The sequence below is a fragment of the Sorangium sp. So ce185 genome (assembly GCF_051526825.1).
GTDB lineage: Bacteria > Myxococcota_A > Polyangia > Polyangiales > Polyangiaceae > Sorangium > Sorangium cellulosum_D.
Map to the genome: position 1 here is coordinate 12333605 of NZ_CP150316.1, position 11928 is coordinate 12345532.

8 protein-coding genes are annotated in these 11928 nt (G+C 69.8%); 7 read left to right on the plus strand and 1 reads right to left on the minus strand.

Annotated elements, in window-relative coordinates; all coding sequences use genetic code 11:
• Positions 1-20 precede the first annotated feature (20 nt).
• The 7 genes from WMF26_RS45505 (at position 21) to WMF26_RS45535 (ending at position 9910) form a co-directional block, all read left to right on the plus strand.
• Positions 21-971, plus strand: a complete 951-nt coding sequence (locus WMF26_RS45505) for a diacylglycerol/lipid kinase family protein (RefSeq protein ID WP_437997807.1) — start codon at positions 21-23, stop codon at positions 969-971.
• Positions 972-1052: 81 nt separating this feature from the next.
• The gene (locus WMF26_RS45510; protein WP_437997808.1) at positions 1053-2234 is read left to right on the plus strand and encodes an AAA family ATPase; all 1182 of its coding nucleotides are present in this window, start codon (positions 1053-1055) and stop codon (positions 2232-2234) included.
• Complete coding sequence (locus WMF26_RS45515; protein WP_437997809.1) at positions 2231-2932, plus strand: hypothetical protein; 702 nt, start codon at positions 2231-2233, stop codon at positions 2930-2932. Before WMF26_RS45510 ends, WMF26_RS45515 begins: the two co-directional genes overlap by 4 nt.
• A 156-nt stretch (positions 2933-3088) precedes the next feature.
• Complete coding sequence (locus tag WMF26_RS45520; RefSeq protein WP_437997810.1) at positions 3089-4384, plus strand: ketopantoate reductase family protein; 1296 nt, start codon at positions 3089-3091, stop codon at positions 4382-4384.
• 207 nt (positions 4385-4591) lie between these two features.
• Positions 4592-6541: a hypothetical protein gene (locus WMF26_RS45525; RefSeq protein WP_437997811.1), complete on the plus strand. Its 1950-nt coding sequence runs from the start codon at positions 4592-4594 to the stop codon at positions 6539-6541.
• 19 nt (positions 6542-6560) lie between these two features.
• Positions 6561-8387 (plus strand): acetyltransferase, encoded by a 1827-nt coding sequence (locus WMF26_RS45530; protein ID WP_437997812.1) that lies wholly within the window; start codon positions 6561-6563, stop codon positions 8385-8387.
• Positions 8388-8416: 29 nt separating this feature from the next.
• Positions 8417-9910, plus strand: coding sequence for an OmpP1/FadL family transporter (locus WMF26_RS45535; RefSeq protein WP_437997813.1), 1494 nt, complete (start codon positions 8417-8419; stop codon positions 9908-9910).
• A 21-nt stretch (positions 9911-9931) separates the two neighbouring features.
• On the opposite strand, the gene WMF26_RS45540 is transcribed toward WMF26_RS45535, so the two are convergent.
• Positions 9932-11875 carry a multicopper oxidase family protein gene (locus WMF26_RS45540; protein WP_437997814.1) on the minus strand — a complete coding sequence of 648 codons (1944 nt, stop codon included), beginning with the start codon at positions 11873-11875 and terminating at the stop codon, positions 9932-9934.
• Positions 11876-11928 lie beyond the last annotated feature (53 nt).

Sequence of the window (11928 nt, forward strand, 5' to 3'; positions counted from 1 at the left end):
CATCTAGCATCGGGGCCCGCATGCGCCCCCTTCTCATCGTGAATCCCCGCTCCAGCGGCGGAAAGACGGCCAAGCTCTTCGACGGGATGCAGGAGCCCATCCAGCGCATCCTCGGCGAGGTGGACATCGTGCGCACGGAGCGCCCGCGCCACGCCGTCGACCTCGCGCGCGAGGCCGCGCTCGGCGGGCGCGAGACGGTCGTGGCGGTCGGCGGGGACGGCAGCGTCAACGAGGTGGTGAACGGCCTCATGCAGGCCAAGGACCGGGGCGCTTCGGGCACCCGGCTCGGGATCATCGGCGCGGGCACGGGCGGCGATCTCTGCAGGACGCTGAAGCTGAACCACAGGCTCGACCACTACTGCACGGCGATCGCGAGCGGCAAGGCGCGCCCCATGGATGTGGGCCGCTTCTCGTACGAGACGCACGACGGAAAGCAGGCCGAGGCGTTCTTCGTCAACGTCCTTTCCGCGGGGATGAGCGGGCTCGTGGATCGGATCGTCAGCGAGACGACGCGGGCGCTCGGCAACACGCTCGCCTACACGATGGCGTCGTTCCGGGGCCTCATCCGCAGCCGCGTCGGCCGGGTGCGCTGCGTGGCGACGCTGCGCGGGGAGCGGCGCGAGCTGGAGCTCGCGACGCGCACCGTGGCCATCTGCAACGGCCGCTTCTTCGGCGCGGGGATGCAGGTCGCGCCGATGGCGCGGGCCGACGACGGCGTGTTCGACGTGATCGACCTGGGCGGCGCGCCCCACCTCCGCTTCGCGGCCGTGTCGACCGGCATGTACACGGGCGCGCACATCCGCCACCCGGACGTCCGCCACTTCCAGTGCGATCGCATCGAGCTCACGCTCCTGAACCGCGACGTGGAGCACGCGTTCCTGCTCGACGTGGACGGCGAGCCGCTCGGGCGGCTGCCGATCACGGTCACGCTGGAGCCGAAGGCGATCGAGGTGCTGGCGCCGGCGGATTGAGGGGCGGCCAGGCGCTGTGGCCGAGCCCGGCGGGGTTGGGCGGTTGGCTGGCCTGCGACGAGCGCGTAGACTCGCCGCCGTATGAGGATCCTGACCTTCGAGGTCCAGAGCGCTCGGCGCGGCTGGACGCTCGAGCCGATGGCGCTCGATGCGTTCAACCTGCTGGTCGGCGTGTCCGGGGCGGGGAAGACGCGGATCGTGCGGACGATCGAGCAGGTCTGCTCTGTCGCGCTCGGCAAAAAAGAAACGGAAGAGCGGCTCGAACAGCTCCGAGGAGCCAGCTTCGCGATCGACTTCGAACACGACGGGCTCACCTACCGCTGGGAAGCCGAGTTGGAGCCGCGCGTCGGGCTGGGATCAGAAGATCATGGCGCGCTGCATTCCGAGGAGCCGGCCCTCATCCGGAGTGAGCTCATCCTCGAGGGGGATCGGCCCATCGTGGAACGCGCGCCTGAGCGCTTCCTTCTGAACGGCCACGCGATCCCGAAGCTGGACCGGGCGCAGAGCGCAATTGCCGTCCTCAAGGAAGACCCGGCGATGGCTCCGCTTTACAGGGCCTTTTCTCGCAGCGTTCCTCTGGAAGCGCTCGAAAATCTGCCGAGCTACGGAACACAAATAGAGGGCCATTTCGAAGAGCTGCGGAACGACTACCAGTCCGCGGCTGACGTGGGCGCGGACTTCACGCTGCCCCTGCATAATAAATCCGAATTTCTCCAGGAGCTGTTTCCAGACGCGTTCGCCGAGATCGAGGAGGCGTTCCGGGAAGCGTTCCCCACCGTCGAGAAGCTCAAGGTCCAGCGCTATCGTTACTTGGGCAATGAGAGGAGCAAGCGGTGGGCGGGCATGTACAACATGGCGCTCACAGCGGCCGAATCGGGCGTCGACGGCATGATCCCCTTCGCCGACATGTCCTCCGGCATGCAGCGCTACCTCTCCTTTCTTGTCCATCTCTCGTTCGCTCCGCCTGGCACGGTCGTGCTCATCGACGAGCTGGAATCGAGCCTCGGCGTCAACTGTCTGCCTGCCGTGACGCGCTTCCTCCTGAGCCGGGCGCCCGACCTCCAGTTCGTCCTCACCAGCCATCACCCCTACATCATCGAGCAGATCCCGCCGAGCCACTGGAAGATCGTCACCCGGAAGGGCAGCCGCGTGCGGGTCCTCGACGCCGAGAAGATCCCGGCGATGGCGGAGGAGCGCTCGCACCTCGATCGCTTCACGCGGCTCATCAACCTGCCGGAGTACGAGCACGGGGTCCAGGGATGAACCTCGTCCTCCTCGTCGAGGGCGCCGAGACCGAGCCGAGGGTCTACGAGGCATGGCTGCGGCACCGGATCCCCGCGCTCCATCGCGTCGCCAACGTGGCCGACCTGACGGCCGACGGCTACGTCCTCGTGAGCGGCAAGGGCTATCCCTCGTGCTACCGCAGGATCGCAGGCCTGCTCAAGGACATCGACGCCAACCCGGGCCGCGTGCAGGAGCTCTGGATCTGCATCGACTCGGAGGAGGACACGTACGAAGCCCGCTACGCCGAGGTCCACCGCGCCGTGCAGGCCGAGCTCCAGGGCTCCCGCATGGCGAGGACCAATCCCTCGCTCGAAATCCGCATCATCATTCAGCACTGCTGCATCGAGACCTGGTTTCTGGGGCACGACGGCTTTCTCCGCGCCGGCCCGCAGTTACCCCAGCTCGTCGACTTCAAGCGCTTCTACGACGTGAGCACGGACGATCCCGAGCGGATGGGGAAATATCCCGGTTACGTCACGCGCGCCAGCTTCCACCTCGCGTATCTCAAGGCCATGCTCATCGAGCGCAGCCATCGCTACACGAAGCAACGCCCTGGCGTGGTGATCGAGCCGTCGTACTTCGAGGCGCTGCGGGCGCGGTGCGCGCGCACAGGGCACCTCCCGAGCTTCCGGCACCTGCTCACCGCCTTCGAGGCAGCGGGGGACGCGGGGCCGTGATGACGCCCACGCGGGCTGCCCGCTAACCCCGCCGCAGCGCCCGCTCCTCACGTGACGCGCCGCGGAAACCGCCGCGACTCCCGACCCTCCCGTCCCCCCATCCCCCTCCCCTCGAGCCCGTCGAGCCCGCGCCCCAGTGGTGGTAAGGGATCTCGCATGAGCTTCACCGATTCACCCGGCGAGCCCGCCCCGAGCTCGTCCGCTGCCCGCGCTTCCTCTGCTCCCCGCCTGCTGGTCGTCGGCTGCGGCGGCATCGGCGGCATCATCGCCGCGCACCTGTTCGAGCAGAGCCACGACGTCACCGCCTTCACCACGAACCCCCTCATCGCCGACGCCATCAACGCCGCCGGCTTCCGCGTGCGCGGCGAGGCGAGCCCGGGCACCGTCCGCGGCCGCGCCGTGCGCGAGCTCGGCCCGGACACCCGCCCCTTCGACTACGTCCTCCTCGCGACGCAGCCGCCGCAGGTCGAGGAGGCCGCGCGCAGCGTGGTCGCGCACCTCGCCCCGACGGGCGCGATGGTCTGCCTCCAGAACGGCCTCTGCGAGGAGCGCGTCGCCCGCATCGCCGGCCCGGAGCGCACCTTCGGCGCGATCGTCGCGTGGGGCGCCTCGATGGTCGAGCCCGGCGTGTACGACCGCACCTCGAGCGGCGGCTTCGTCCTCGGCCGGCTCGACGGCGCCCGCGACGGGCGCCTCGACGAGCTCGCGCGCATCCTCGAGGCGATCGGCCCGACCACCGTCACCGACAACCTCGCCGGCGCGCGCTGGTCGAAGCTCGCCATCAACTGCGCCATCTCGTCGCTCGGCACCATCGGCGGCGACCGCCTCGGCGCGCTCCTCCGGCACCGCTTCGTCCGCCGCCTCGCGCTGGAGATCATGACCGAGACCGTGCAGGTCTCGCGCGCGTCCAGCGTGCGCCTCGAGAAGGTGGCCGGGACGCTCGACCTCGACTGGATCGCGCTCACGGACGCCGAGCGCGCCGCGGTGGGCTCGCCGGGCCTGTTCGCGAAGCACGCGCTGCTCCTCGCGGTCGGCGCGCGCTACCGCCGCATGCGCTCCTCGATGCTCGCGGCCATCGAGCGCGGCCGCCCGCCGGCGGTCGACTTCCTGAACGGCGAGGTCGTCGAGCGCGGCGCGGCGTTCGACATCCCGACGCCGATCAACGCCGCGGTCCGCGAGGAGGTGCTCGCGATCGCCGCGCGCAAGCGCAAGCCGAGCCTCACCGCGCTGCGCGCGCTGTTCGACCGGACGCGCGAGCTCGTGGGTGCGCCCTCGTCGAACCGGCCGCCGCCCGCGACCGGGACGGGCGAGCCGTCCGCGGCGGCGGCGGCGAACGCCCAGACGGTCGCGTCGGACGAGCCGTCCACGACGGGAGCGAGCGCCCCCGCGGCCGTGACGGACGAGCCGTCCGTGGCGGCGACGGACGCCCCGGGCGATCGCGAGGGCGCGTAGCGCGGGGCGCGCGGCGGCCGCCGGCGGCGAAAAAGACGAAAGCACGCCCAGGGACACCGCGACGTGTCCCGGCCTCCGCATCGCCACGGATCGCGTTCTCCGCGTCGTCGCGGCGCGATCTCTTTGTCGCGCCGGCGCGTCGAAGTTCGGTAGCATCGGGCGTCTCTTCCTGTGGATCTCGAGCAGGTCCCTCGACGAGGAGCCCTCATGACGCACTCCCCGTTCGCTCTCCCCTCCCGGCGCGGCGCCGCGCCCTTCGGCCGCGTTCCCCTCTTGCTGCTCGCCGCGCTCGCCGCGTGCGGCGACGGCGGAGGCGGCGGCGGCAGCGGGGCCGCCGGCGGCGGGGGCGGCGGCGATGGCGGCGGGGGCGGCGGGCCCGTCATCCAGGAGCCGAACCGGTTCCGGCTGCGCATCGACGATGCGGAGGTCCCGTCGGTCGTGCTGGAGCTCGACAAGGAGAAGGCGCTCCAGGTCTTCGGGGAGGACGGCGCCAAGCAGATCACGATCCTCGACGTCGACACCACAGGCCTGCTCCAGAGCGCCCTCGAGCAGATTCAGGGCGCGTGCGGGGACCAGTGGAAGAATGACAGCCCGAGCCCCGGCCACGACTGCACGCTCACCCCGCTCGGCCAGAGCTTCGGGTCGGAGTGGCGGACGTCGGCGGAGTTCGCGCTCGTGCGCCTGCTCAGCATGACGCCCGCCAACGCCAACGTGACAGGGACGTCGCTCGAGGGGCTCCAGCAGATCTTCAAGGAGAACCCCGGCACCTTCGCGTTCGACTTCGCCGACGTCCTCTCCGACAGCATCAGCCTCGATCTGACGGTCCAGCCGGAGCCCACGGCCACGCGCGACAAGCGGACAGCCCCGTTCGTACCGATACCCAAGCTCATCCTCGCCCTCCAGCAGCAGTTGCTCGGCACGCACCCGGCCGTCTCCGATCCGGATGGAGCAACGTTGCCTGTCACCCTCTACGAGGCCCTCTTCGATCTCCAGCCGCTCTCCGAGAAGCTCGGCCCCTCCGGAAACCATCCCGGGGTGCTGGTCCCTGACGACAGCACGTTCACCACGAAGAGCAATGTCCTGCTGCCCGACTTCCAGATGCGCGTGGTCGCCGAGTCGGGCCTACACAGGGTCACGGGGGTCGACCTCTCGAAGGGGGGCGGCGACATGTTCCTCCGGACCGGTGACGCGCCGCTCCGGTTCGACTTCAATGATCCGGAGAAGCTCCAGATTACCGGCATCGCCCCGACGCCGACGATCGATATGCGCATCGCGCTTCGCGAGCTCCCCACCAAGGTGGAGGCGTGCAGCGAGGCCGTGGCGCCGGCCTGCAAGGAGAACCGTCCAGACATGCCGGTCGGCTCCAGCACGGTATGGTCCACCCCTCCGTTCATGATGGAGCACATCGTGGGCAAGGCGGCTTACCTCACGTATGGCGAGCGTGTGCCCTTCACGGGGTGCTACTTCCGTCTGAGCGGGACATGCCGGGTGGGCGTGACCATCGGCCAGGCCGGCGACCCGCGCGGCTGGACAGCCTTCACCGACTTGGTTTCCGACCAACCGCCCCCAATACCGCCATCGCAGTTCTTCTGGGAGCTGCTCACCGAGGTCGGCCAGGTCGCCATTCACGACCCGACCGGCGACGGCATGCCCGAGATCTCCGAAGGCGACGCCCAGCCGGTCTTCGCGCTCCACGACGTCGGCATCGGCCTGACCGCCGACCAGATCGTGGCCGAGCTCCGCCCGACCCTGCAGAGCCAGGCCAAGGAGATCGCGGACATCATCCTCGGCCGGTACTGGGTCAACAACGACGCGCTCGACTTCTTCTACGGCCGCGCCACCCCCGACGGCGCCCCGACCTTGTTCTTTGTGGCCGAGGACGACCTCCGGCCTTCGGATCAAAGCTCGGACGCCCCCCGCGCCTACACTTACGAAAAGCCCGGCTTCTTCACGAGCCCGGAGCTCGACGAGGCGAGCAAGGTCTCGAAGAAGGAGCTCGAGGGCGTCGCCGACACCGCGCACGAGAAATACCGGCTGCCGCCGGGCGATACCACGCTGTACATGCAGGACGACGAGGGCGCCGTCTACGAGGTGCGCTTCCACGTGCCCGACGGCGACGATCCCGTGCAGATCACCGCCGACGTGGAGAAGCTCTGATCCTGGTGAGGCTCTGATCATGATAGCGCGAGACAGCACCCACCCCGCCGCCCCCGCCCCCCGCCGGCGCTCCCGGCTCGGCCCCCTGGCCGCCGCCGCGCTCTCCGCCGCGCTGCCCGGCTGCGTCGACGCCGTCACCGTCGACCAGCCGCCGCCCCCGCCGGCGCTCGGCGTCAACGAGAGCCGCACCCTCACCCTCGAGTTCCTGCGGTTCGACGCGAAGCGCTTCGCCAAGACGCTGACGCTCGACGAGCTCAAGGCCATCCCGCGGCCCACGCTCGAGGGGATCTGGCTGCTCGATCTCGACATCGCGGCCCTCATCGAGAACGCGCTGCTCAAGGTCATGTACATGCCCCCCGCCGAGATCGACGCGCTCTCGCCCGCGTCGAAGAACCTCGTCGGGCTCCTGAACATGACGCCGGAGAACGCCGATCTCCGCGGCACGAGCCTCGAGGGCCTGCTCGGCGTCGGCAACGCCGTCGGGCTGCCGACGTCGAAGATCCTCTCGGACCTCGTGGGCGTGGCCGGCAACGAGCGGCTCATCCCCGTCCAGATCACGTCGCAGGCCGTCCTGGAGAACCTCGTCAGCACCCACCCGAACACCCAGCGACGGAGAGGACCGACGGACGACGAGCACCCGGACGGCATCTACCCCGTCGCGCCCCACTCCATCCCCGTCACGCTCTACGACGTGGTCACCGACTTCGCCGGCCTCGCCGAGCAGTTCGGCCCGACACCGCTCGATCCGGACGACCCCGAAGGGGCGAAGCACCCCGGCTTCATCAAGGCGGCTGCCGGCGTGAAGGCGGCCCTCGACGACTTCACGATGACGGTCCGTGTCAACGTCAACGCCCTCCCGTACAAGGGGGTCGACGCGACGATGGCCGACGTCGCCAGCATCAACAGCACGCCCGGCCAGATCGACACCCTGTTCGACTTCAGCGAGCCGGACTGGCTCGAGCTCGCCAACCTCGCCAAGGACCTCAGCATCGGCGAGCTGACCCTGGCCATCCCCGAGAGCGCGACGTACCTGCCGGGCGGCACGAGCCGGGAGCCCGCGCCGCGCGGCGACTCGCCCGTGTGGGAGCAGCCGCTCTGGGAGTTCGAGCACATCCTCGCCCGCGCCGGCGAGCTCAAGGCAGCGCAGATCGAGGAGCATTGCTCGAGCTACGGGCCCCAGGGCACCTCCACGAGCGAGTTCCAGCCGGTGAAGGTCTGCGTCGACGGCACCGGATGGACCGAGATCAGCGTCGATAGCAGCGTCGTCCTCGAAGACCCGCCGCCACCGCCGTCGTACTTCTGGGACATCCTCCTCGAGGTGGCCCAGGCGCGGCTCCACGACGGCGGCCTCGCCGAGGGGGAGGCCGACCTCGAGGTGACCCTCCGCGACGTCCCGGTCGGCGTGAAGACCGAGGATCTCGTCGCGAGCATCAAGGAGAACCTCGCGAAGGATCCGGCGGTCCTCAAGGACATGGCGATCGAGCTCAACAACAACGCCGCCGGCGACGCGGACTTCTACCTCTACCAGCCGAGCACCGAGAGCGGCGTCGCCGGCCAGCGCGATTACCTCTACTTCGTCGCGCCCGACGACATCCGCAAGGACGACGAGGGCGAGCGCGTGCGCGACTATGCTTACGAGAACCCGGGCTTCTTCGCCGACGCCGCGCTCACGAAGAAGGTGTCGACGATCGAGGAGATCGACGGCGACGCGCTCCACGAGAAGGTGGAGGTCAAGCCAGGAGATACGCTGTATTTCGCGGACGACGAGGGGCGCCGCTACGAGATCAAGATCGGCGACAAGCCGAGCGCCCATCGCCTCTCGCTCACCCTCACCCGGATCCAGTGATCGGCCCCCCCACCGTGAGGACCCGTGTCATGACAGGAGCTCTGCCGACCCCGCGGCCCCGCCGCCGCGCGCGTGCCCGTGGACTGACAGGACGTGAGCTCGCCGCGCTGGCGCTCGCGACAGGCATCGTCTGCCGGACGGCGGGCGACGCGCGCGCCTCGGGCATCGACGCGCCGTGGGTGACGAGCGGCGCCTCGGGCCCCACGACCGCGGACGCCGCCGCCGTCTACTGGAACCCGGCCGCGCTCGCGGGCGTCGAGCGGCCGGAGCTCATCCTCGGCGCGGGCCTCATCGTCGGCCACGCCACCTACGAGCGCGAGCGGCGCGGCGCCTATCAAACGCCGGACACCCTGCAGTTCAAGCTCCCGCTCGACCCGGCGAACGCCGCCCCCGGCAAGACCGGCCCGGCCGAGCAGGTCTCGACCACGCCGGTGGCGCCGACGGGCAACGCCTTCCTGGCGATCCCGGCCATCCCGAAGCGCCTCACCGTGGGCGTCGGCCTGTACGTGCCGTATGCCGCGGCGCTCAGCTTCCCGGACGGCGCGCAGCGCTGGCAGCTCCAGCAGGCGTTCATCGTGGCGAGCTCGCTGACGGCGGCCGCCGGGCTCCAGGTGACCGACCAGCTCTCGGTCGGCGCCGGCCTGTCGTACGTCGGCGGCCTGGCCGAGCTCTCGAAGGTGCAGGACTTCGCCAGCCTCAAGGAGTTCCACGACGGCCTCGACTACCTCAAGCAGGACAACGACTTCGGCCCGAGCACGCCGTCCGAGCTGCGCGAGCTCGACGTCCTGGCGCGCCCCATCGCGCTCAAGCAGGCGCTCTCGCACGGCGCCTCGTTCCACCTCGGGCTCGCGTTCAATCCGAACAAGGACCTGCGCTTCGGCCTGACGTACCAGCACAGCACCGCGATGCGGTACAAGGGCAAGTTCGCGATCGACATGAACCACCCGTTCTTCACGCAGGATCTGGCGGAGCAGGGCCTGCGCTACAAGCCGCTCGTGGAGGGCGACGCGGAGCTCTCGTTCACGCTCCCCAAGCGGCTCACGGCCGGGGTCGGCTACCGGGTCAACGACAAGCTCAGCATCGATGGTCTCCTCTCGTACGTGCTCTATTCGGACATCGAGGCGTTCGTTGTCACGGCCTCCTCGCCGGACCTCGCCCAGCCGAAGCTCGGGATCACCGATCGCGTGGCCGTGACCCTGCCGCGCCGGTGGAACGACACGGTGTGGGTGGAGGCCGGCGCCAAGTACCGCTTCAGCGAGGCGTTCGTCGGGACCGCGTCGGTCGGCTATCAGTCGCCGGCCTCGCCGGACAGCACGATCGACGTGGCGTCGCCGGACAATCACCGGCTGATCGGCGACGTGGGCGGCATCTTGAAGGTGAGCGACAGCGTATCGCTCTCGGGCGACGTCCGCGTGCAAGGCATCTTGCCGCGCACGGTGACCGAGTCGGACTACGACCTCGGCAACGGGGAGTACACGCTGGTGCTCACCACCGTGGGCGGACACCTCAAGGTCGTGTTCTGATCGAGGCCGATCGCCGCGCGGTCACGGCCCGCACAGCTCGAGATCCGGCTTCGGCGGCGCCGGGTACGCGTCCGTGGCGCGCTTCGCGAACTGGCACTGCAGGTCGTCCGGCAGGCACCCGCCCTGCGGGATGCACGCGCCGTCCTCGTCCGTCCCGAGACACAGGCAGTCCTGATCGCCGGGATCGCAGATCTCCACGAGCTCCATCATCCCCTCGTCCTCGTGGTTCAGCTTGTGGCAGTGCAGCACGAACTGACCCGTGAACTTCCGGGGGTTCATGATCACGTCGCGCGGCCCGTCCTCGACCTGGACCCACATCGTGTCCCGCCAGTGGGGGAAGTTGGGCTCCTTGTTCGATTTGTTGGGACACACAAGGAAAGGGTTGATGTGGATGTGGAACGGGTGGCCGTCGAACGCGCGGATCTCCCACCGCTCCGCGCTGCCGACCGTCATGATGCGGTCGCTCCGGTAGCCCCGCAGCCGCCGATCGTCGAACTTGCGGCAGCTGATGTTCGGATCCGGGCAGAGGCACACCGGCGCGTCGGGATCGATCTGGTGCGGGTGGTCCTCCGGATCGCACGACATGAGCGCCACGTCCGAGCTGAGGTCGGGCGGCTGTGACCCCGGCGTGGGCACCAGCAGCACCACCTTCTGGTGCACGGTCTCGACCGAATCGCAGCTCACCTCGGTCATCTGCCCGTCGACCATGCCGGTCCACGAGGTGGGCGGGGCGAGCGCGGCCACGTCCGCCTCGCTGGGCAGGTTGACCTCGGTCGGCTCACCCGCGCTCCGGCTCACGTCGATGACCGCGATCACGCTGCCCAGGAGGTCGTTCGGCCGCCGGCCGACCAGGCAGAGCGTCTGCTCCTGCTCCGGCATCTTCACCATCACGTCGGCGCGGTAGCCCGGCGACACCCACACCGTGTCGCTGCGGTACAACTGCGGGAGCGTCAGCCCGTCGCGCGCGATCTGCGTCGTCTCGATGGGCGCCTTGTCGAAATCGGAGCACGCCGCGTCCTTCGCGACGTGGAGCTTCATCCCCATCTCGTCCGGGCTGCCCGCGTACACCATGCGCCAGCGCTCCACCTGCCCGGGCGGCGTCACGATCCGCGGCCTCAGCTTGCCGTTGATCAGCGTCGCCCGGAGCGTCTCGACCGCGAGGAAGTCGAGCACCGACAGGTTGTCCTCGGTGCAGTCCTCCCCCTCTTTCAGGGGCACCGTGTTCTCGTGATCGATGGGCACCTGCGTCATCACCATGACCCGCTCTCGGGCCTTCGCGATGCCGGGCAGCTCGTCGAGCTCCCCCTCGATGAGCAGCGCCCCCGCGGCGCCGTCCATGACCTGGATGGCCGTCGATCCGTGGATGTGCGGGTGATACCAGTTGGTCCCCTCGTGATGGATCCCGTCCTCGTCGATGTCCCAGCGGTATCGGGCGCTCTCCCCCGGCCCCACCTGGTGCAGCACGTGGTCGCCGAAATACCGTGCGTCCGGGGCGCAGCCGTCGCCCTCGCACGGGTCCTCGGCGTCGTCCGTCGCGAAGTTGGGCTGCACGTGCAGGCCGTGCGCGTGCAGGTTCGTCAGGTTGAAGTCGTGACACGACCGCGACCCGTGACCCATCATGCTCGCGATCTCGCGGAAATCGCTCCTCGTGAAGTCGTTGCGCAGGTTCACGTGGATCCTGCGGTCCTCGCCCTTCGCGACGCGGATCGTGGGCCCGCTCGTCATCCCGTTGTAGGCGCGGAGACAGAACCGCCGCCCGCCGATCTCCACCGCGCTCGGGCCGTAGCGGAGCTCGTAGGCCCCGTCCTCCCCCGGCTGGAGCTCGGGCGGATCCTCGTACATCGGCGACACCGGCGTCGCGCCCGTCTCCTCGTCTCCGCCGGCGCCCGCGCACGCCGCGGCCCCCAGGGCCATCGCCGCGATCGAACCCGCGCGCATGAGCGCGTGTGAAGCGTCTCGTCCCATCGGCTTTGCTCCTCCGGGAACGACCCTATCGATCCGCGCCGTACGCGGATGGC

Coding starts and splice junctions, on each gene's coding strand:
- WMF26_RS45505 (WP_437997807.1), top strand. CDS start 21: ATGCGCCCCCTTCTCATCGTGAATCCCCGCTCCAGCGGCGGAAAGACG.
- WMF26_RS45510 (WP_437997808.1), top strand. CDS start 1,053: ATGAGGATCCTGACCTTCGAGGTCCAGAGCGCTCGGCGCGGCTGGACG.
- WMF26_RS45515 (WP_437997809.1), top strand. CDS start 2,231: ATGAACCTCGTCCTCCTCGTCGAGGGCGCCGAGACCGAGCCGAGGGTC.
- WMF26_RS45520 (WP_437997810.1), top strand. CDS start 3,089: ATGAGCTTCACCGATTCACCCGGCGAGCCCGCCCCGAGCTCGTCCGCT.
- WMF26_RS45525 (WP_437997811.1), top strand. CDS start 4,592: ATGACGCACTCCCCGTTCGCTCTCCCCTCCCGGCGCGGCGCCGCGCCC.
- WMF26_RS45530 (WP_437997812.1), top strand. CDS start 6,561: ATGATAGCGCGAGACAGCACCCACCCCGCCGCCCCCGCCCCCCGCCGG.
- WMF26_RS45535 (WP_437997813.1), top strand. CDS start 8,417: ATGACAGGAGCTCTGCCGACCCCGCGGCCCCGCCGCCGCGCGCGTGCC.
- WMF26_RS45540 (WP_437997814.1), bottom strand. CDS start 11,875: ATGGGACGAGACGCTTCACACGCGCTCATGCGCGCGGGTTCGATCGCG.